Here is a 20,375-nt window from a genome sequence, read left to right as displayed (position 1 = left end):
ACGGGGAGACAGGAAAATGGCCAAGCGCAGGTTGAGGTCGAGCACGGTGGTGCTCGGTTCCATGGGCGTTCTCGCGGCGGCGATCACCTCCTGCGGTTCGGAGCCGGACAAACGGTGCGTGGACCCGGTCACCCACTCCAAGCTGCCGAGCTACGAGTGCAAGAACAGCAGCGGCAAGGGCGACTACTACTACGGCGGCACCTCCAAGGGCGGCACCGTGCAGGGCGGCAGTTTCAACAAGTCCGCCGTCGACCGCGGCGGCTTCGGCTGCTCCGGCACGAGCGGTGGCTGACCGGTCATGGAACGCCGCACCGCACAACCGCGCCCCGGCTGGCAGGAGACGGTCGAAGAGCAGGGGATCGTCTACCCGCTGACCCGCTACCCGGACGGATCCCTGCGCCCGTACTGGGACGAGAGCGCCTACTACGTCTTCTCGCTGCCCGAGGTCGAGGCACTGGAGGACGTCGTCGAGGAACTGCACACCATGTGTCTGGCCGCCGCCTCGCACATCGTCGACCAGGACCGCTTCACCGAGCTCGGCATCACCGACCGCCGACTGGCCGCCCTGATCACCGAATCCTGGCAGCGCCGCGCCGAACTGCCTTCCCTGTACGGCCGGTTCGACCCGCGTTACGACGGGACCGGCCCGGCGAAGATGCTGGAGTACAACGCCGACACCCCCACCTCACTCGTGGAGGCAGCCAGCGCCCAGTGGTTCTGGATGGAGGACCGCTTCCCGGACGCCGACCAGTGGAACTCCCTTCACGAGCGTCTCGTCGCCGCATGGAAGCGGCAGGCCGCACTGCTGCCACCGGGGCCGCTGCACTTCGCCCACTCCGAAGGAGACGAACTCGGCGAGGACCTGATGACGGTCGCGTATCTGCGCGAGACCGCCGAACAGGCCGGGATCGACACCGAGGCACTCTCCGTCGAACAGATCGGCTGGGACCGGCTGACCGGACGGTTCGTCGACGAGCGGCTCCGCTTCATCCGCAGCTGCTTCAAGCTGTACCCGTGGGAGTGGCTGGCGACCGACCGCTTCGGCCCGCATGTCCTGGACACCCTCGACAACGGGGGCGGAACCGGCACCACCTGCTGGATCGAGCCCGCCTGGAAGATGCTCCTCTCCAACAAGGCGCTGCTGGCCATCCTCTGGGAGATCTTTCCGGGCCACCCGAATCTGCTGCCCTCCTATCTGGACGGCCCCCGCGAACTGGCCGCGGACGGGAAGGGCGGCCGTGGCTATGTCGCCAAGCCGTTGCTCGGCCGTGAGGGCGCCGGTGTCACGATCCATGAACCGGGAAGCCCCGCGGCGATACGGGACGAGCCGTGCTGCTACCAGGAGTTGGCGCCTCTGCCGGACTTCGACGGCAATCGGGTGGTGCTCGGTGCCTGGGTCGTCGAGGACGAGGCGGCAGGGCTCGGCATCCGGGAATCGGCGGGGCTGGTCACGGACGAGTACGCCCGCTTCCTGCCCCACGTCATCCTCTAGCGCGGCACCGACCGGGGCCGAGGGCCGGGGCGGGGGCACGGGGCGGGGAGCTCGTCACGAGTCGGCCGGGGCGTCCAGTGCCCGCCTCGTCCTCAATCAGCCGGACGCCACTCCGGTGCGCCCACCGGCCGGGTTTGCTCCGAGTGCCGGCCGGGGGCGACATGCGCGTCCGGTCAGCCGCGCAGCACCTCCCGGAGTTGCTCCAGGCCCCAGTCCAGGTCCTCCTTGCTGATCACCAGGGGCGGGGCGATCCGGATCGTCGAACCGTGGGTGTCCTTGACCAGCACCCGGCGGTCCATCAGCTTCTCGGAGATCTCCCGGCCCGTGCCACGGCTCGGGACGATGTCCACGCCCGCCCACAGCCCACGGCCCCGCACCGCCTCCACGGCGCCGCCGCCCACCAGCAGCCCCAGCTCCTGATGGAGGTGGTCACCCAACTCCGTCGCCCGTTGCTGGAATTCACCGGTACGCAGCATCGCGATGACTTCCAGTGCAACCGCGCAGGCGAGCGGATTCCCACCGAACGTCGAACCGTGCTCACCGGGCCGGTAGACCCCCAGCACCTCGGCCGACGAGACGACGGCCGACACCGGGACCACGCCGCCGCCCAGCGCCTTGCCGAGCACGTACATGTCCGGCACGACGCCCTCGTGCTCACAGGCGAAGGTCTTGCCCGTCCGGCCCAGACCCGACTGGATCTCGTCCGCGATGAACAGCACATTCCGCTCTCGGGTCAGCTCGCGGACCCCGGGGAGATAGCCGGGCGGCGGCACCAGCACCCCGGCCTCGCCCTGGATCGGCTCCATCAGGACCGCCACGGTGTTCTCGGTCATCGCCGCACGGAGCGCGGTGAGGTCCCCGTACGGCACGATCTCGAACCCCGGCGTGTACGGGCCGAAGTCCGCCCGAGCTTCCTGGTCCGTGGAGAAGCTGATGATGGTCGTCGTCCGGCCATGGAAGTTGTTCGCGGCGACGATGATCTTCGCCATGCCGTCCGGGATGTCCTTGACCTGGTAGCCCCACTTGCGAGCGGTCTTCACCGCCGTCTCCACGGCCTCCGCCCCCGTGTTCATCGGCAGCACCATCTCCATGCCGCACAACTCGGCGAGCTGCGTGCAGAAATCGGCGAACCGGTCGTGGTGGAAGGCGCGCGAGGTCAGGGTCACCCGGTCCAGCTGCGCCTTGGCGGCCTCGATCAGACGCCGGTTGCCATGGCCGAAGTTGAGCGCCGAATAGCCCGCAAGCATGTCGAGGTACCGCCGACCCTCGACGTCGGTCATCCAGGCGCCGTCCGCCGAGGCGACGACGACCGGAAGCGGATGGTAGTTGTGCGCGCTGTGCGCCTCGGCGGAGGCGATGGCAGTTTCCGTGGTCGACACGGGATCTCCGTTCGTCGTGCGGCGTGGGCTGGGGTAACGCCCACTTTGTATCGTCGGTCGGATCCTCGGGGAGGAAACCTTCAATCCACGGCGCGCCCATGCGTTTGCGCAGTCAGAGGTCGAGGAGCTCCTGACGTGGACCGGTCTCCCGGCCGTACCGGCCCCCGCCTCCGCCGCCGCCTCGACGGGCCGCCAGTGGCCGCAGGGCCAGGGCGAGCGCCGCCCCTGCCACCAGCCCGGGTACGGCCCACCACACACCGTTGAAGCGGTCGGACGAGCCGACTGCCCGGGCCGCCGCCGGGGCAGCGGACGCGGAGGCGGCGGGCCACGGTGCCGGTGCGGGGCCCGCCGCGCGGCCCAGCGGAGCGGACTGCCCGCTGTCCTCCCACGGCTGCGGGAACAGCGCCGCGTACGCCTCCTCGCTGCTCTTCTTCCCCAGCAGCCCGAGCTGCTTGAACAGCGCGACCAGCTCCGCCGGCTTCTTCGCCCGGTGCCAGTACCCGCGGTAGGTATAGGGAACTTCGGAGGCCGTGTGTATCCAGACCGTGTCCGGATCGTCTCCCGGGAAGACCCGGTCGGTCCGCATCGGCTCCAGGTCGTGGACCATCCAGGTCACATTGATCTGCCGCGTCCCCACCGCCCCGTCCAGGCTCTGGGGCCGCTCCTTGTCGCCTTCGCCCGCTGGGCCCAGCAGCGCCTCCAGCCTGGTGTACCTCGGATCCGAGACGGAGAGCGCGGTCGCCTTCCCGCTGTCCGGTGAGGCGACCAGCACCGTCGTCGGCCCGCCCGCCACCGCACCCGGAGCGAGACAGAGGCTCAGCCCGCACACCGCCGCCGCCGACACGGCCAGCCGTCGCAGAAATCGGAAGCAGCCCACCGGCCGCCGGGTGGATCGAACGCCTGGCTGTTCTTCCGCGAGCCGGCCTCCTGGCTTTCGCATGACGTCCCCCTTGCGCTGTCCGGTACGGACCGCCCGTACCGTGTCACCTCTGGTACACCGCCCGGGCCCCGTAGGTTCCCCTCCCGGGCCGACCGGTTTTCCGGACCGTCAGAGCGCGGAACCGGCGACCGAACGGGCCCGCTCCCGCGATGCCACGCCCTCCAGCCGCAGTGTCATCCGCCCGTCCTTCACCCACAACAGGGTGGGTCCAGCAGTCCGTTGGGACCGTGACCACCGCACGCCGTCCCCGTCGACCATGCCGAACCGCAGCACATGCGGCCTCGCGAACCAGAGGCCGTCCACCGCGCCGCCGCGGCCGTCGGCCACCTTCAGCCACTCCGGCTGTTCCCGCACCTGTTTGGTGAAGTACGGATCCAGCGGCGCCGCGAACTCGTCGAGCCGAATCGTCCGCCCCTCCTCCTGCCAGCACAGCGTGACCATCCACCGGCCCTCCGGCAGCCCCGACACGGACACCGCGTCCGGCGCACCGAGCGCCCCGGGCACGACCGGCCGGAAGCCCGACCGCCGCGCCGCCTCCTCCGTCGTCACCGGGGTGCCACAGCCCGGCACCGGCGCTCCCGGCCGCGCGGGGACCGGCGCGGACGGGTCGTACCGCACGTCCACCCCGCCGAAGTCGAACCAGTCGGCGACCGTCGCCCGCACCGGAGGCGTCAGCACCAGCACGATCAGGAGACCCGAGAGAGCCGCGGCCATCAGACGGCCCCGTCGGCGGGCCCACGCCCCGGCCCGCTCCAGCCGTCCCGGGGGTATCGGCACGGGCACCGGGACCGCTTCGGCGACGATCTGCGCCAGCACCCGCTCGGCCATCGTCAGCCCGCCGTCCTCCGGCTCCGGGACCTCCATCCCGCGCCCCAGCGCCAGCAGCTCCGCCCGCAGGCGCGCCCGGTCCGGATCATTCACACCCGTCATCCCATGTCACCCCCTCCCACCCCGGTCCCGAGCTTCTTCTCCAGCTTCTTCAGCGCACGGTTCAGCCGGGACTTCACCGTCCCCCGCGGCCAGCCCAGCGTCCGCGCCGTCTCCGCCTCGTCCATCTCCAGCAGGTATCGGTAGGTGACCACCTGCCGATGCTCCTCGCTCAGCTCGTCGAGCGCGGCTGTCAGCAGCGTCCGCCGCTCCTCCGCGAGCGCCGCCACCGCCGGATCCGCCGACTCCGGTATCACCGGCTCGGCTCCCCGCAGCACCGCCTCGCGCCCGGCCACGGCCCGCGCCCGGCCCGCCGACCGGAGTGAGTTCCTCGTCTCATTCACGACGATCCGCAGCAGCCACGGACGGAACGCCGCGCCTTCCCGGAATCGCCCGAGCGACTGATACGCCTTGAAGAACGCGGACTGCACCACATCCTCCGCCTCGGCCCCCGCCCCGAAGGCGACCGCGGCCCGCAGCGCGACGCCCGTGTGGGCGCGCACCAGCTGCGCGTATGCCTCCGCCTCTCCGGCGCGCACACGAGCGATCACCGCGGCCTCGCCCTCTGCCGGCGCCCCTTCCGGCGCCTCGGCACGGGTCCCGGTCCGCTGTTCGGTCCGCCCCTCGGCCTGCCCTCCGGCACGCCCGGGAGCGCGGTCCGCACCCCTGTCCTCGACGGCGCGGCCCCCCTCCCGGCCCCTCTGCAGGGCCCCCTCCTGCGTCCTCACACCTTTCATACACCGGCTGCCGGAGATCGGTTCCGTACCTGAGACAATGAGTTCTATGGCCTCTGAACGCCCCCGCGTGCTCTCCGGAATCCAGCCCACCGCAGGCTCGTTCCACCTCGGCAACTACCTCGGCGCAGTCCGCCAGTGGGTGGCGCTGCAGGAGTCCCACGACGCCTTCTACATGGTTGTGGACCTGCATGCGATCACCGTTCCGCAGGATCCCGCGGAGCTGCGTGCGAACACCCGGCTCGCCGCCGCCCAGCTGCTGGCCGCCGGTCTCGACCCCGAGCGCTGCACGCTCTTCGTCCAGAGCCATGTCCCGGAGCACGCCCAGCTCGGCTGGGTGATGAACTGCCTCACCGGTTTCGGCGAGGCCTCCCGGATGACGCAGTTCAAGGACAAGTCCGCCAAGCAGGGCGCCGACCGGGCGACCGTCGGCCTCTTCACGTACCCGGTCCTCCAGGTCGCGGACATCCTGCTCTACCAGGCCCACCAGGTGCCGGTCGGCGAGGACCAGCGCCAGCACATCGAGCTCACCCGCGACCTCGCCGAGCGTTTCAACGGCCGGTTCGGTGACACGTTCACCATTCCGGCGCCGTACATCCTCAAGGAGACGGCGAAGATCTACGACCTGCAGGACCCGTCGATCAAGATGAGCAAGTCGGCGTCCACGCCGAAGGGCCTGATCAACCTGCTCGACGAGCCGAAGACCACGGCCAAGAAGGTCAAGAGTGCGGTCACCGACACCGACACGGTCATCCGGTACGACGTCGAGAACAAGCCAGGAGTCAGCAACCTCCTGACCATCTACTCCACCCTCACCGGCGTGGGTGTCGCGGATCTGGAGCAGAAGTACGAGGGCAAGGGCTACGGTGCGTTGAAGACCGACCTCGCAGAGGTCATGGTCGAGTTCGTCACACCGTTCCGGACCCGTACCGAGGAATATCTCGACGACCCGGAGACACTGGACTCGATCCTGGCCAAGGGCGCGGAGAAGGCCCGGGCGGTGGCCGCCGAGACCCTGGCCCGGACGTACGACCGGATGGGCTTTCTGCCTGCGAAGCACTGAGTCCAAGGACCCTGGCGAGATGACCGCTCCAGGCTGCACACTGGCGGTGGGAGACCAACCCCGGTGATGGTCTGAATCCAGCCATCGACCGCGGTGACGACGGCACGCCGGTCACCGACTTCGAAGAGTGAGGAGAACGACGTGGGGACCGTCACGCTCGGCGTTTCGATCGCGGTCCCGGAGCCCTACGGCAGCCTGCTCCAGGAGCGGCGCGCGAGCTTCGGGGATCCTGCCGCATTCGGCATTCCCACCCACGTCACGCTTCTCCCGCCGACCGAGGCGGAGGCGGCCGACCTGCCCGCGATCGAGCGGCATCTCGCGGGGATCGCGACAGGCGGCCGTCCCTTCCCGATGCGGCTGTCCGGCACGGGGACCTTCCGCCCCCTGTCGCCGGTCGTCTTCGTCCAGGTCGTCGAGGGCGCGTCTGCCTGCTCCTGGCTGCAGAAGCGGGTGCGGGACGCGTCCGGCCCGCTCAACCGCGAGCTGCAGTTCCCGTACCACCCGCATGTGACCGTGGCGCACGACATCCCGGAGCAGGCGATGGACCGGGCGTACGAGGAGCTCGCCGACTACGAGGCGTCCTGGACCTGCGGTTCCTTTGCGCTGTACGAACAGGGCCCGGACGCCGTCTGGCGCAAGATCAACGAGTTCCCGTTCGGGGCCGAGGGCGGCGCGCCCGCCGTGCCCGCGCAGGGCGGCAGCTCCGTGGACGAGCCGTCCCTGCGGCCCTGAGGCTTCCGTAAGCGGTGCGCTCAGACCGGCAGACGCCGGAAGAGCGGCCGCGGCACGTGCCGCAGCGCCGACATCACCACCCGCAGTGCCCCCGGCACCCACACCGTCTCCGAGTGCCGCCGCAGTCCCGTCACGATCGCCTCCGCGACCGCGTCCGGGGTTGTCGCGAGCGGTGCCTCCGGCATCCCCGCCGTCATCTTCGACCGTACGAAGCCGGGGCGTACGACCATCACATGCACCCCCGTGCCGTGCAGCGCGTCTCCCAGCCCCTGGGCGAACGCGTCCAGGCCCGCCTTGCTCGACCCGTAGATGAAGTTGGCGCGCCGGGCACGCTCACCCGCCACCGAGGACAGCACCACCAGCGATCCGTGCCCCTGCGCCTGGAGTGCGCCGGCGCACACCAGTCCGGCGGAGACGGCGCCGGTGTAGTTGGTCTGGGCGACCCGGACCGCTGAGAGCGGTTCCTCCTCGTCGCGTCCCTGGTCCCCGAGGATGCCGAACGCGAGCAGCACCATGTCGATGTCGCCCTCGGTGAAGATCTTGCCGAGAGCGGTCTCGTGGGACTCGGAGTCGAGAGCGTCGAAGGCGACGGTACGGACGTACGCACCCAGTTCCCGCAGTTCGGCCGCGGCCGATTCCAGGGCGGGGGAGGGGCGTCCGGCCAGCCAGACCGTGCGGGTGCGGCGGGCGATCAGCCGGCGCGCGGTGGCGAGCCCGATCGCCGACGTCCCACCGAGGACGAGCAGGGACTGCGGGGCACCGAAGGCGTCCTTCACGAAAACACTCCTAGCGGGGGGCGGCGGGGGAGGAGGGAGCGGGCAGTGCGTGGGCTCAGAGGCCGAGGCGGCGGGAGAGGTCCGAACGGAACGCCCCGTCCGGGTCCAGTTCGGCGCGCAGCGCCCGGAATTCGGGCAGCCGCGGATACATCGCGGCCAGCGTCTCGGGCCGCAGCCGGGAATCCTTCGCCAGGTAGACGCGGCCGCCGGCCGTCGCGACCTCCTCGTCCAGCTCGTCGAGGAAGCGGGCCAGGTCCGGCAGCGTGGCGGGCAGATCGAGGGCGAGCGTCCAGCCGGGCATCGGGAACGAAAGCCAGCCCGGATCGCCGTTCCCGAACCGTTTGAGTACGGCCAGGAACGACGGGCAGCGCCGTCGCGAGATCCGGCGCACGATCCGGCGCAGTGCCTCCTCCTGCCCGAATCCGACGACGAACTGGTACGGCACGAAGCCGCGGCGGCCGTACACCCGGTTCCAGTGCGGCACGCCGTCCAGCGGGTGGAAGAACGTGGACAGCTTCTGGAGTTCGCCGATGCGGTACGTGGGGGCCCTGCGGTACCAGAGCTCGTTGAACAGGGCGACAGAGGTACGGCCGAGCAGTCCGTGCGGTACGAGCGCGGGCGCGACGGGCAGCTGTCCCGGGCGGAACGCGAGCGGTGTGCGCCGGGCGCGCGCCGGGAGCACATGCAGGGGCGCGTGCTCCCCTCGGGTGAGTACGGACCGCCCGGTCGCCCTGCCCCGTGCGAGGAGGTCGATCCAGGCGGCTGAGTAGTGGTAGCGGTGGTCGGAGGCGGTGAGCCGGGCCATCAAGTCGTCCAGATCGACAGCCCGTTCGGTGGTGACCGACATCAGTGATGTCGCGACGGGCTGGAACCGGAGCGTGGCCGAGAGGATCACCCCGGTCAGTCCCATGCCGCCCGCGGTCGCGTCGAAGAGAGCGGTGCCGGGCCGGACCGTACGGATCCCGCCGTCGGCGGTCAGCAGCTCCATGTCCTGCACGTGGCGGGAGAAGGAGCCGGAGATGTGATGGTTCCTGCCGTGGATGTCGGCGCCGATCGCTCCGCCCACGGTGACGTAACGGGTCCCGGGAGTCACCGGCACGAACCAGCCGAGCGGCAGCAGTACCTCCATCAGCCGGTGCAGGCTCACGCCCGCGTCGCACACCACCAGACCGGTGGCGGCGTCGATGGTGCGGATCCGGTTCAGCGCGGTCATGTCGAGGACGGAGCCGCCCGCGTTCTGTGCCGCGTCGCCGTAGGCCCGGCCCAGACCGCGTGCGATGGAACCGCGGGGTCCGCAGCCGCGCACCGCGACCGCCGCCTCCTCGTACGTACGGGGACGGAACCGCAGGGCGGTCGTCGGAGCGGTACGGCCCCAGCCGGTCAGGGAGACGGTGTCGACAGACATGGTGGTGACCGTATCGCCCGAGAAAACACCTTTGAGGGATTTGTTACATAGCTCACCGAAACGGGTGATTGAAGGAGTTTCGCTCGTCAATGACGCGCAACTTCCTTTGCTGACCAGAAGAGTTCGCTTCGGGAAGACCCGGAAGGGGGGTGCCGGATGCGCGATGCGAGGCTCTTCGCCGACCGATGGGTACTCGCCCCGCTGTGCGACTGCGGTACGGATCCCCGCGTGGTCACCGCCGCCCGCGCGCTCTCCCCGGCCGGCGCACAGCGCCCTCCGGCCGGCCGCGGGGCTTAGGACCGACCGGCAGCCGGGGCCGTGGCCCTTGCCTCCGGGTGTGCCGCCGGAGAGCGGCGGCACGGCCGACGGGAGCCCGCTGCCCCGGCGTCCGCCGCCGATGACGCCGCCCGTCCTGGCGGTGCTGCGGTACGCGGTGTTCGCCGGCCACGGCACGCCCGGCACCCCCGAGGACGTGGTGCCGGGAGACCGGGCGTTCGCCGTCATCGGGCTGGTGCGGATGGCCCCGTACGGACTGGCGGTCGCCGACCTGTGAGGGTCCCGCCTGCCGGGTTCCGCCTCGGCCGTACCGGGTGTTGGTCGCCGTCGACGCCCGCGGCTCTGTGGTGCAGTTGGTCCGTCCGGCCGTGTCGCCCACGGGCTCGGCCCGACACCACCCCGGCGCCAGCGCGCCCGGGCCCGTACACCGGTTTTCCGCGCCCAGGAGGGTACGCGCACGTCATGGACTGGCTGAAGAATCTTCCCGTCATCGGGCCACTCGTCGCCCGGCTGATGTTGACGCACGCCTGGCGCTCGTACGAACGGCTGGACCTGGTCCACTGGACCAGGCTCGCCGCCGCGATCACCTTCATCAGCTTCCTGGCGCTCTTCCCGCTGATCGCGGTCGGCGCGGCGATCGGCGCCGCGCTGCTCTCCGACGAGCAGCTGCACAAGATCGAGAGGTCGATCGCCGACCAGGTGCCGGGCATCTCCGACCAGCTGGGCATCAGCAATCTGGTGGCCAATGCGGGCACGGTCGGGCTGGTCGCCGGTGCGCTGCTGCTCTTCACCGGCGTCGGCTGGATCGGCGCGATGCGGGGCTGTCTGCGCGCGGTCTGGGAGAAGGACGATGTGGACGAGGGCAATCCGGTCGTCCGTAAGCTCAAGGACGCCGGACTGCTGATCGGCCTCGGCGGAGCCGCGCTTGTCACCCTTGCCGCTTCCACGGCGGGCTCCACCGCGGTCGGCTGGACCGCCGGCCTCCTGGGCATCCCCGACCATGGCGCGGGCGGAGCGCTGCTGCAGACCGTGGCCCTGCTCGTGGCGGCTGTGGCCGATTTCCTGCTGCTGCTCTATCTGCTGACACTGCTGCCGGGCGTGAAGCCACCGCGGCGCAGGCTGCTCACAGCGGCGGTGATCGGCGCGATCGGCTTCGAACTCCTCAAGCTGCTGCTCGGCAGCTATATGAAGGGTGTCGCGTCGAAGAGCATGTACGGCGCCTTCGGTGTGCCGATCGCCCTCCTGCTGTGGATCAACTTCACGGCGAGGCTGCTGCTGTTCTGCGCCGCCTGGACGGCGACGCCGAGCAGCAAGGACATCAGGGCGGGCGTCGCGGACGTCAGCGGCGAGGGAGGCGGCGCACCAGGTCCGGCAACGGCCAGCGCCGGTTGACCAGGAACACGCCGCCGGCCAGCAGCACCAGCACTCCGCCGACGATCCCCAGTGCGATCCCGACCCCGCTGGAGCCCTTGGTGGCCGCCGCCCCGGTGGCGGCCGGACCGTGCTTGCCCGCATCCTCGCTTCCCGAGCCGGAGGCGCCCGAGGCGCTGTTGCCGTTGGCCGATTCCGTGCCCTTCCCGGTGCCCGTCTGTGCGGACTTCGGGGGGACCAGTTCGCCGACCGGGGTCACCTTGCCGGCCGCGTCGAAGCCCCAGTCGAGCAGGCTCGCGGCTTCCTTGTAGACGGCGTGGGGCTCCTTCGACGACGGGTTCATGACGGTGACGAGCAGCACCTTGCCGTTGCGCTCGGCGACGCCCGTGAAGGTGTTGCCCGCATGCGTGGTGTAGCCGTTCTTGACGCCTGCGATGCCCTTGTACGGCTCGACGCCGTCGGCGCCGGTGAGCAGCCGGTCGGTGTTCTGGATCTCGAAGGTCCCGCGCTTCTTCCCCTTCTTCTTCTCCCCGGGGAAGTCGGCCGTGGCCGTCGAGCAGTACTCGCGGAAGTCCTCCTTCTGCAGCCCGCTGCGGGCGAACAGGGTGAGGTCGTACGCGCTGGAGACCTGTTCGGGTGCGTCGTAACCGTCGGGAGACACGACGTTCGTGTCGAGGGCCTGCAGCTCCTCGGCGTGTGCCTGCATGGCGGCGACGGTCCGGGGCACGCCTCCGTACATCGCGGACAGCACATGTACCGCGTCGTTGCCGGAGCGCAGGAAGACACCGAGCCACAGGTCGTGGACCGTGTAGGTCAGATGTTCCTTGACGCCGACCAGACTGCTGCCCTCGCCGACATCGGCGAGGTCCTCGTCCGTCACCTTGTGCTGCCGGGTCTTCGGCAGCAGTTCGGGCGAGTCCATGACCGTGTCGGCGAACAGCATCTTCAGGGTGGACGCGGGGGGCAGCCGCCAGTGCGAGTTGTGCGAGGCGAGCACCTCACCGCTCTCCGCGTCCGCGACGATCCAGGACCGCCCGGTGAGGTCCTTCGGCAGCACCGGGGCGCCGGGACCCAGTTCGACCTGGGTGCCGACCCGGCCGAGCTGCGCGCCGCCGACCTTCGACATCGGGGCGGTCGGCTTCGGGTCGTCGGCGGTGTCCTTGTCGACCGCTGACGCGGGACTGATGACAAAAGTGGACAACAGGGCGGCGGAGATGACCGTCAGCGCGGTCTTTTTCAGAGCGGGCACGGTCGAAAACGTACAGGCTGATGATGTGACGAGTGTTGTGGACCTGCTGACCGGCCGTCCGCGACGCTGGGACAGCCCACCCCGGGCGCTCCGGCCGGAGCGTGGTGGCGATACTGGATCCATGAAGCTCAGCCGCCCCGTTTCCTGGTTCCTGCTCGCCTTCGGGGTGTGGAGCTGGGTCATTTGGGTCACTTTCGCCAAGAATCTATGGAAAGACGGCAGTGGACTTGCCTTCGACGACGCGGGTGACCCGACTGCGTACTTCTGGGTGCATCTGCTGCTCGCCATCACGTCCTTTCTCCTGGGGACGGCGGTCGGTCTGATCGGGTTCCGCGGACTCAGGGCGCTGCACCGCGAACGTTCATAACCGGCCGGGCGGCGGCCGGACATAGGCGTACGAAGCGTCGGCGCACAAGGCGCAGGCGTACGGAGAGCCGCACATGGGTGGGGGAGTGCACGTGGCAGTGGTCTTCGTTCTGGTGGCGCTGGCGGTCCTCGCGCTGCTCGTCGGTGTGCACCGCTATGTGTGGCGCCGCTTCGTCGCCGACACGACGGCCCCGGACGGCACGCTGCGCCGGGTGGGCACGGCGGCGGTCTGGCTGTTGCCGCTGCTGAGCGTCGGCGCCCTGGTCTCCGGGCGGGCGGGCGCCCCGTTCTGGCTGCAGCAGGTGCTGGCCTGGCCGGGCTATCTGTGGCTGGCGGCGCTGCTGTACCTGACGCTGGCTCTGCTGGTGGGCGAGGCGGTACGGCCTGTTCTGCGGCGGGTCCTCACGCGCCGGGCGGGCGGCGGTACTGCTGCCGGGAACGATTCGGCCGAACCCCTTTCATCTCCGGTCGAAGCACCCGCGGCAGGGATCTCCCCGGCCCCTGCGCCCGTGAGCGGAACCCCTGCCACCCTCGTCGCCGACGCCCCCGTCACTGCCCCCGCCGACCCCTCCCGCCGCCTGTTCGTCGCACGCGCCGTCGGGGGCGCGGCCGCCGTCGCCGGGCTCGGCACCGTCGGGTACGGCACCTACGGCGTGCTGCGCGGTCCGCGCGTCAAGCAGGTCACCGTCCCGCTCGCCAAACTGCCCCGCGCCGCACACGGCTTCCGGATCGCTGTCGTCAGCGACATCCACCTCGGCCCGATCCTGGGCCGCGCCCACACCCAGCGGATCGTCGACACGATCAACCGGACCCAGCCCGACCTGATCGCCGTCGTCGGGGACCTCGTCGACGGCTCCGTCGCCGACCTCGGCCCGGCCGCCGAGCCGCTCGCCCGGCTTGAGGCCAGCCATGGCGCGTTCTTCGTCACCGGCAACCATGAGTATTTCTCCGGTGCGGCGCAATGGGTCCATCACGTAAGGGAATTGGGGCTGCACCCACTGGAGAACGCCCGGGTCGAGATCGACGGTTTCGATCTCGCCGGGGTCAATGACGTCGCCGGTGAGAGCGAGGGGCAGGGTCCGGATTTCGAGCGCGCCCTGGGCGACCGGGACCTGACCCGCGCCTCCGTCCTCCTCGCCCATCAGCCCGTCGTCATCGACGACGCGGTCGCGTACGGCGTGGATCTCCAGCTTTCGGGCCACACCCACGGCGGCCAGCTCTGGCCGGGCAACTACGTCGCCGAACTCGCCAACCCCACGGTCGCCGGCCTGGAGCGCTACGGCGACACCCAGTTGTACGTCTCCCGGGGTGCGGGTGCCTGGGGTCCGCCCGTGCGGGTCGGCGCCCCTTCCGACATCACCGTCGTCCACCTGGCGTCCCGTCAGGCGTAACGGCATAAAAGGGACGACTCAACTGCACGGTCTCTCCACAGTTTTCAGCCGTTCGGCCTGACTGAGGTTTCAACTGTCGAACAAAAGGCTATGAGATACAGATTTCCTCTTCCAGATGTGAAAATCGTGTGATTGGCTGACCGTGAGCACGGTGATGTGCGTTTCTGAGCACATCTGCCCAGGTGGGGCTGTTAAGGGAGAGCACGGCAATGCGGTCGATCCGGCTACGGATTCTCGCGATTCTCGCGGTTTTGGTCATCGCAGGCGTCGTCGCCTGGCAGTTGCTTCCCTCGAACGAGGCGAAGTCCGATCCGATCATGGTCGGGACGACGGACGAGGTGACGTCCCTCGATCCGGCCGGTGCGTACGACGCCGGTTCCTGGGCGATGTACAGCAACCTCTACCAGTCCCTCATGACGTTCAAGTCCGGGGCGATCGTCCCGGAGCCGGACGCCGCCGAGAGCTGTGGGTTCATCGGCCAGAAGCTCCAGACGTACCAGTGCAAACTGCGCGACGACCTGACCTTCGCCAGCGGCCGGAAGATGACCGCCGCCGATGTCGAGTACTCCATCGAGCGCATGATCAAGATCAAGACGGACGTCGGTCCGTCGGTCCTGTTCCCCAGCCTCAAGAACGTGGTGTCCGAAGGCCGCACGATCACCTTCAACCTCTCCTCGCGTGACGCGACCTTCCCGCAGAAGCTCGCCACCGGAGCCGGTTCGATCGTCGACCGCAACGAGTATCCGGCGGACAAGCTCCGCACCGGAACCACGGTCGACGGCTCGGGGCCGTACGTCCTGAAGTCGTACGAACCGGGCGTCGAGGCGGAGCTGGTCCCGAACACCCGGTACAAGGGCGCGCTGAAGAAGACCGGCGTCCCCGTCACCGTCCGCTACTACAAGCAGTCGGACGAGCTCCTGGCGGCCTGGAAGTCCGGACAGGTCGATGTGACGCACCGGCAGCTGCCGCCGTCCACGCTCGCCGAGCTGAACCCCGGCGACCCCGACATGCGCATCACCGAGGCGGACAGCGCCGAGATCCGCAACCTGGTCTTCAACGTGCGCGCCGGGTCACCCCTCGCCGACAAGAAGGTCCGGCAGGCCATCGCGTCCATCATCGACCGCGGGCCGCTGGTGGCGGATGTCTACAAGAGCACCGTCGAACCGCTCTACTCGCTGATCCCGCAGGGTTACATCGGGCACAGCACGCCGTTCTTCGACGCCTACCCGGCGCCCGACCCGGCGCGCGCCAAGCGGCTGATGCAGGAGGCGGGCGTGCAGACCCCGCTGCACATCACCTTCGCCTACCGCGCCGACGACGCGTACACGAAGGAGACCGCCGAGCTCCGCCGCCAGCTGGAGGCGGACGGGCTGTTCAAGGTCTCGGTCAAGGCTGTGGACTGGCAGGACTTCCAGAAGGGTTACGCGGCCGGCAAGTACGACGCGTACACCGTCGGATGGCTGCCCGACTACCCGGACCCCGACACCTTCAGCCAGCCGCTCGTCGGCCGCGACAGCAGCCTTCACAACGGCTACACCAGCAAGAAGATGGACGAACTGATCACGGCCACGCTGCAGTACAGCGACCGCAGCCGTACCTCGGCGGACTTCAAGGAGCTCCAGGCGCTGGTCGGCGAGGACGTGCCGCTCGTGCCGCTGTGGCAGAAGAAGGACTACGTCGTCAGCAAGACCGATGTCTCCGGTTCGCAGTACCTGTCGGACGGCACGGGCATCTGGCGGCTGTGGGAACTCAACTGGATCTAGTGCCGTGACCGGCAATGTCTGCCCCATGGGAAGTGTCGTCCGGTGCGTGCGATCGCGAGGCGGCCGGACGTCCTTGGATGGGGTCTCCCCTGCTCGAACGGAGTTGAGAGCCCGGGGAAGGAGCTACCAGGGCTCTTGACCACCGATGCGGATGAGTTCGTCCAGCGTGGTGCCGGCCGGGCAGTAGGCGTTGCAGTAGGAGATCCCCTGAGGGCGGCTCACGCCGCGACGGGCGATGACCCGGTGCCGGCGGTCCTCGCGGTGGCCGATGGCCCAGCGGGTGACGACGGTGTCGTGCCGGGCGGTGGCCATGACGTGGAAGACGTCTGCCTGCTCCGGCTCCGAGCGCCGGCTTGTGCTGAAGCCGTAGCCGTGGGCGCCACCGTGGCGCCCACGGGCGGGCGCACCCGGTGACGCTCGGGGCTGGATGTCTGACACCAAGTCGCGGCGCGCCAAGCTCGCAGCGGAGCAACTGGCCCTGCTCGCCCAGCACTTGCTGGAGTGGACGGTCGGCCCCGGCCCTTTACGACCTGGTGCACGATAGAGAGTGGATCAGGTCGTTGGAGGAGCTCCCGAAATGGGCGCCCTGCTCCCATCTGGCGAGTTCCTCCTACGCCTTCTCCCGGCCCGGCTGCTCGGTGGTCGGCTGTTTCACCGACCCGGGCAGGAAGTCCGCCAGCACGTCGTGGATCTGCCGTACGAGCGGTCGCAGCACCCGGAACCGGGAGAGCGCGATCGCCCGAGCACCGATCGGTGCGGTGCGCTCGACGAGGCGGCGGCTGCGCTCGGCGCCCTCCGTCCGGTCGTACACCCAGAACAGCACCAGACCCATCTGTATCAGCCACATCAACTGCGGCAGTACGTCGGTCATGTCGGGGTCGGTCCTGGTGCTGGAGCCGCGCAGGCACCGTTCATGAATGGAGATCGCCGCCTCCCGGGCCGCGACCGACTCCTCGGAGAACGGGGAGAGCGGGCTTTCCGGATCGGCGGCGTTCTTGAAGAACTGGGCGGCGAAGCGGTGGTACGGCTCGGCCACGTCGAGCCAGCTGAGCAGTACCCCGCGGATGCGCACGGCCAGGTCCTTGTCGCCTTCAAGGACCGGCTTCACCGCCGCCTCGTGCTCTGCGGCGAGCCGGTCGTAGAAGCTCTGGACGAGAGCGTCCTTCCCCGTGAAGTAGTAGTAGGCGTTGCCGACGGAGACCCCGGCCTCCTGCGCGATGGCCCGCATCGTCGTCTTGTCGTAGCCGCGTTCCTCGAAGAGCCGGAGCGCCGTTTCGAGAATGAGTGTGCGGGTCTGCTCGCTCTTGGGAGCCTTGGCTTCCTTCGCGTCCTTCGCTTCCTTCACCACAGCCCCGAGGGTAGCCGTCCGCCCTGGCCCTCCGTGCCGGGGACCTGGTCCTCCGTGCCGGGGACCTGGCACGCTCCGTCCCCGGGGCCGCAGGGCGCCGCCGTCAGCGACCGGTACTTCGCGGCGGCGAGCACGGACGCCCGGGCGAACGGCAGCCCTGCGGGGGTGGCCAGCCAGTGCGCCCTGGGCCGGTGTTCGGCCAGGGCCCAGAGGCAGACGATCCAGGCGGAGGTCCCCCGGTAGATCTGCCCCCGGTCGCCGATCACGGTGATCTCGGAGAGCGTCCCGGAGTGGTCGAGCCCGGGGAAGAGGCGCCGTGCCTCCTCGGAGGCCGCCGGGACGAGATCGAGCGGGACGAGCTGACGCTGCTTCATCAGCCAGTGGCGCAGGTGGATGCAGAGCGGGCACCGCGCGTCGTAGAGCACGGTGAGCCTCTCGACGGGCGTCCGCCCCCGGTCGGCCGTGACCGCCACCGGCCCGGTCACCGACCTGTGGCGGGTGCGGCCCACGGGCCCTGGCCGGCGGGGCCCGTCCAGCCCTGCGGCGGTACCGGCGGGGTCTGCTCACGCTCCATCAGCCCGCGGCGGCGGATCTTATTGAGTACGTAGACGTTCCCGAGGTGCATCACTCCGAGGACGAGCAGGACGACGCCGACCTTCACGGAGAGCGCCTCGAAGAGTCCACGGGCGTCGGCGACCCCGTCGGCGCTCTTCAGGTAGAGGGCGACGAACCCCAGGTTGACCAGGTAGAAGCCGACCACCAGCAGGTGGTTGACGGCATCGGCGAGCTTCTCGTTCCCGTGCAGGACGTCGGCGAGGAAGACCTTTCCGTTACTGCTCAGCGTGCGGGCGACCCACACGGTGAGCCCCACGCTGATCAGCAGGTAGACGACGTACGCCACAACAGTGAGGTCCATGCCCCACCCTCCCTTGAACGCGTTCAAAAGTCGTTGTCATGGACTCTAGACCTGTATTTGAACATGTTCAAGCGGGTACTCCGGGGCGCTTGTCCCCGGCTGTCCCGGCCTGGGGCGCAGGCGCCCTGAACCGTCGTACGCCCGGTACCGCCGCCGTCGCCAGGCAGGCCGCACCGACCGTCACGGCGGCGACGGCGAGCGGGACTTCGGGACCCCAGGCCGCGGCGGCGACCGGGGCCAGGGCGTAGCCCAGGGGCATCGCGCCGAGGGAGAGCAGCCAGTCGTACGACGTCACGCGGGCCAGCGCGTGGGCGGGTACCGCGGACTGGACCGAGGTGTTCCAGACCGGGCCGAGGAAGCCGAGTCCCGCCAGCGCGATGCCGTACCCGGCGATGGTCAGCGGGGCGGGGGCGCCGGCCGCGAGGAGGCCGAGGGGGAGTGCGTACGTGGCGAGGCCCAGGTTGGCGGCCAGGACCGGGCGGCGCGGGCGGGCGCGCCCGGCCAGCAGCGAGCCGAGGAGGAGGCCGACCGCGCCGGTCTGGAGCAGGGCGATCCAGGTGCTCTTGCCGCCCATGTCCTCGATGGCGAGTGCCGGCCCCAGGGTCATCAGGACAGCCGCCGCACCGTTCCACACGGAGTGGGCGATCAGGCTCGTCCAGTACCAGTCGCGGCCGCGGACCTCGCCCCAGCCCTCCTTGAGGTCGGCGAGCATCGAGCGGCGCGGTATCGGCACGTGCCGGACCTTGATGGCGGACAGGAGTGCGGCGCTCGCCGCGAAGCTCGCACCGTCCAGCACGAACGCCCAGCCGGGGCCTGCGGTGAGGATCAGCGTTCCGGCGACGGCCGGGCCGCCGAGCCGGGTCGCGCTGGTGGCGACCGCCATCAGGGAGTTGGCGCGCAGCAGGCCCGCGGCCTCCACCGTGCCGCGGATCAGCGGCGACATGGTCGGCATGGCGAAGGCGCCGGCCGCGCCGCCGATCACCTCGGCGACCGCGATCTGCCAGAGCCGCGGTTCGCCGCCGAGCAGCTCCACGCCGACGAAGAGCTGGGTGGCGCACCGTACGAGATCGGTGGTGAGCGCCACCGTGCGGGCGTTGAAGCGGTCGCCCACGATGCCGCCGAGCGGCAGCAGGAGCAGTTTGGGCACCATCGCGCACGCCAGCACCAGGGCGAGGGCGGCGGTCGAGCCGGTGGCCAGGTAGACGGCGACGGAAAGGGCGGCGGGGATGACGGCGTCGCCGAGGAGGGAGAGGGTGCGTCCGATGAAGAGCAGGCGGAAGGCGCGCGTGCGCAAGGGATGCGGCATGCGTGGCAATCTATTTCGATACCGAATTATTCGTCAACGAAATATCTGACGCCGAAGCACATATGCGCGCCGGGCGTACCCTTTCCTCATGGAGCCACGCGACTGGACCGACGGACATGTCGAGCGGTGGAAGCCCGTGCTTCCCGACCTCGATCCCGATGTCGAGGGCGCGGTGATGCGCATGAAGAGGCTCTCCGTCCACCTGCGGCGGGTGCGTGAACAGTCCCTGGTCGACTTCGATCTGGACCGCCAGGAGTTCGAGACGCTCCACAAGCTCGCCGGACGCGGCGGGAAGGCGGCCCCCTCCGAACTCGCCGCCGACCTCGACCTCGCCCCCGCCTCTGTCACCGGCAGGCTGGACGCGCTCGAACGACGCGGCTTCATTTGCCGTACGCCCTCCACCACGGACCGGCGACGGGTCGACGTGGAACTCACCGAGGAGGGCCGCTCGACCTGGCTCGGCGCGATGGACTTCCTCGGCCACGAGGAGGACCGGCTCCTCGGCGTACTCGACAAGGACGAACGGGTCCTGCTCAACGACATGCTGCGCCGCATCATGGTCGTCGCGGAAGACCGCGGCGGAGCCGACTGGGACTAAGAGGAGCCACCGGGGCCGTCCGGAGACTGAGGAGAGAACAGGCCTGCGCCGCTTCGTTTTTGACCCCCTGACCGCGTACTCGGCCAGTGTCGCCCGGAGTTCGTCCCGGCTCCGACCGTGCAGACAGGCGACCGCCTCGTCCCACCGGGCGGCCGCCTGCTCCACCGATGACACGAACCCGCGCGGCAGCGGCGCCGACACGAACGGCAGCGCGATCGCGGCGAGCGGCCGCAGCGGCCCGCGGCCGCGCACCGTCAGCGCCACATCGATCCGTGACCCGCCCTCTTCGGCCGCCCGTGGCGTGAGGGTCAGAAGCGCACTGCCCCGCGGGGAAGGGCGTTGC

General features: G+C 70.1%; 21 protein-coding genes and 2 pseudogenes. 11 read left to right on the top strand and 12 right to left on the bottom strand.

The features are described from left to right. Nucleotides 1-16: 16 nt before the first annotated feature. Entirely contained in the window at nt 17-292 is a 276-nt protein-coding gene (locus tag OG972_RS16705) for a hypothetical protein (RefSeq protein ID WP_266982384.1), read from the top strand. 6 nt (nt 293-298) lie between these two features. Next, nucleotides 299-1,492, top strand: coding sequence for a glutathionylspermidine synthase family protein (locus OG972_RS16700; RefSeq protein ID WP_266982382.1), 1,194 nt, complete (start codon nt 299-301; stop codon nt 1,490-1,492). Nucleotides 1,493-1,665: 173 nt separating this feature from the next. On the opposite strand, the gene rocD is transcribed toward OG972_RS16700, so the two are convergent. From rocD to OG972_RS16680, 4 genes are all read right to left on the bottom strand, one after another. Continuing rightward, complete coding sequence (rocD, locus tag OG972_RS16695) at nt 1,666-2,871, bottom strand: ornithine--oxo-acid transaminase (protein ID WP_266982380.1); 1,206 nt, start codon at nt 2,869-2,871, stop codon at nt 1,666-1,668. Between the two features lie 112 nt (nt 2,872-2,983). Continuing rightward, the gene (locus OG972_RS16690; RefSeq protein WP_266982378.1) at nt 2,984-3,811 is read right to left on the bottom strand and encodes a hypothetical protein; all 828 of its coding nucleotides are present in this window, start codon (nt 3,809-3,811) and stop codon (nt 2,984-2,986) included. 108 nt (nt 3,812-3,919) lie between these two features. Further along, nucleotides 3,920-4,741 carry a hypothetical protein gene (locus tag OG972_RS16685; RefSeq protein ID WP_266982376.1) on the bottom strand — a complete coding sequence of 274 codons (822 nt, stop codon included), beginning with the start codon at nt 4,739-4,741 and terminating at the stop codon, nt 3,920-3,922. Then, complete coding sequence (locus OG972_RS16680; RefSeq protein ID WP_266990535.1) at nt 4,738-5,289, bottom strand: RNA polymerase sigma factor; 552 nt, start codon at nt 5,287-5,289, stop codon at nt 4,738-4,740. Before OG972_RS16680 ends, OG972_RS16685 begins: the two co-directional genes overlap by 4 nt. 232 nt (nt 5,290-5,521) lie before the next feature. On the opposite strand from OG972_RS16680, the gene trpS reads away from it, so the two are divergent. Continuing rightward, complete coding sequence (gene trpS, locus OG972_RS16675; protein ID WP_266982374.1) at nt 5,522-6,535, top strand: tryptophan--tRNA ligase; 1,014 nt, start codon at nt 5,522-5,524, stop codon at nt 6,533-6,535. A gap of 141 nt (nt 6,536-6,676) precedes the next feature. Beyond that, the gene (locus tag OG972_RS16670) at nt 6,677-7,267 is read left to right on the top strand and encodes a 2'-5' RNA ligase family protein (RefSeq protein ID WP_266982372.1); all 591 of its coding nucleotides are present in this window, start codon (nt 6,677-6,679) and stop codon (nt 7,265-7,267) included. Nucleotides 7,268-7,287: 20 nt separating this feature from the next. Here OG972_RS16670 and OG972_RS16665 read toward each other — a convergent pair whose 3' ends face one another. Continuing rightward, a complete protein-coding gene (locus tag OG972_RS16665; RefSeq protein WP_266982370.1) occupies nt 7,288-8,043 on the bottom strand; it encodes a decaprenylphospho-beta-D-erythro-pentofuranosid-2-ulose 2-reductase in 756 nt (251 codons plus the stop codon). A 55-nt stretch (nt 8,044-8,098) separates the two neighbouring features. After that, complete coding sequence (locus OG972_RS16660) at nt 8,099-9,448, bottom strand: FAD-binding oxidoreductase (protein ID WP_266982368.1); 1,350 nt, start codon at nt 9,446-9,448, stop codon at nt 8,099-8,101. Nucleotides 9,449-9,604: 156 nt separating this feature from the next. Here OG972_RS16660 and OG972_RS16655 point away from each other — a divergent pair, with 156 nt between their 5' ends. From OG972_RS16655 to OG972_RS16645, 3 genes and pseudogenes are all read left to right on the top strand, one after another. Then, nucleotides 9,605-9,745, top strand: coding sequence for a hypothetical protein (locus OG972_RS16655; protein WP_266982366.1), 141 nt, complete (start codon nt 9,605-9,607; stop codon nt 9,743-9,745). A gap of 112 nt (nt 9,746-9,857) precedes the next feature. After that, nucleotides 9,858-10,001, top strand: a pseudogene (locus OG972_RS16650) (decaprenyl-phosphate phosphoribosyltransferase); the annotation flags it as partial. A 185-nt stretch (nt 10,002-10,186) separates the two neighbouring features. Continuing rightward, nucleotides 10,187-11,116: a YihY/virulence factor BrkB family protein gene (locus tag OG972_RS16645; protein ID WP_266982364.1), complete on the top strand. Its 930-nt coding sequence runs from the start codon at nt 10,187-10,189 to the stop codon at nt 11,114-11,116. On the opposite strand, the gene OG972_RS16640 is transcribed toward OG972_RS16645, so the two are convergent. Next, on the bottom strand, nt 11,064-12,344 hold the full coding sequence (locus OG972_RS16640; RefSeq protein ID WP_323135874.1) for a D-alanyl-D-alanine carboxypeptidase: 1,281 nt from the start codon (nt 12,342-12,344) through the stop codon (nt 11,064-11,066). The two genes, OG972_RS16645 and OG972_RS16640, sit on opposite strands and share 53 nt — an antisense overlap. A gap of 121 nt (nt 12,345-12,465) precedes the next feature. On the opposite strand from OG972_RS16640, the gene OG972_RS16635 reads away from it, so the two are divergent. The 3 genes from OG972_RS16635 (at nt 12,466) to OG972_RS16625 (ending at nt 15,864) form a co-directional block, all read left to right on the top strand. Beyond that, nucleotides 12,466-12,711, top strand: a complete 246-nt coding sequence (locus OG972_RS16635; protein ID WP_266982362.1) for an SCO4848 family membrane protein — start codon at nt 12,466-12,468, stop codon at nt 12,709-12,711. A 91-nt stretch (nt 12,712-12,802) separates the two neighbouring features. After that, nucleotides 12,803-14,101, top strand: a complete 1,299-nt coding sequence (locus OG972_RS16630) for a metallophosphoesterase (RefSeq protein WP_266982361.1) — start codon at nt 12,803-12,805, stop codon at nt 14,099-14,101. Nucleotides 14,102-14,310: 209 nt separating this feature from the next. Continuing rightward, nucleotides 14,311-15,864, top strand: a complete 1,554-nt coding sequence (locus OG972_RS16625; RefSeq protein ID WP_266982359.1) for an ABC transporter substrate-binding protein — start codon at nt 14,311-14,313, stop codon at nt 15,862-15,864. 138 nt (nt 15,865-16,002) lie between these two features. On the opposite strand, the pseudogene OG972_RS16620 reads toward OG972_RS16625, so the two are convergent. The 5 genes and pseudogenes from OG972_RS16620 to OG972_RS16600 form a co-directional block, all read right to left on the bottom strand. Further along, nucleotides 16,003-16,233, bottom strand: a pseudogene (locus OG972_RS16620) (IS701 family transposase); the annotation flags it as partial. Nucleotides 16,234-16,474: 241 nt separating this feature from the next. Beyond that, a complete protein-coding gene (locus OG972_RS16615) occupies nt 16,475-17,212 on the bottom strand; it encodes a TetR/AcrR family transcriptional regulator (RefSeq protein ID WP_266982357.1) in 738 nt (245 codons plus the stop codon). Further along, complete coding sequence (locus OG972_RS16610) at nt 17,206-17,685, bottom strand: thiol-disulfide oxidoreductase DCC family protein (protein WP_266982355.1); 480 nt, start codon at nt 17,683-17,685, stop codon at nt 17,206-17,208. The genes OG972_RS16615 and OG972_RS16610 overlap by 7 nt, the downstream gene beginning before the upstream one ends. A gap of 8 nt (nt 17,686-17,693) precedes the next feature. Further along, a complete protein-coding gene (locus tag OG972_RS16605) occupies nt 17,694-18,128 on the bottom strand; it encodes a hypothetical protein (RefSeq protein ID WP_266982353.1) in 435 nt (144 codons plus the stop codon). Between the two features lie 67 nt (nt 18,129-18,195). Then, entirely contained in the window at nt 18,196-19,434 is a 1,239-nt protein-coding gene (locus OG972_RS16600; RefSeq protein WP_266982351.1) for an MFS transporter, read from the bottom strand. 88 nt (nt 19,435-19,522) lie between these two features. On the opposite strand from OG972_RS16600, the gene OG972_RS16595 reads away from it, so the two are divergent. Beyond that, nucleotides 19,523-20,032 carry a MarR family winged helix-turn-helix transcriptional regulator gene (locus OG972_RS16595; protein ID WP_266982349.1) on the top strand — a complete coding sequence of 170 codons (510 nt, stop codon included), beginning with the start codon at nt 19,523-19,525 and terminating at the stop codon, nt 20,030-20,032. The last annotated feature ends 343 nt before the right edge of the window (nt 20,033-20,375 follow it).

Source organism: Streptomyces sp. NBC_01669 (genome assembly GCF_026339735.1).
Taxonomy (GTDB): Bacteria; Actinomycetota; Actinomycetes; order Streptomycetales; family Streptomycetaceae; genus Streptomyces; species Streptomyces yanii.
The sequence above is the reverse complement of the archived record's forward strand: the minus strand, read 5'-3'. Positions and strand labels throughout refer to the sequence as shown.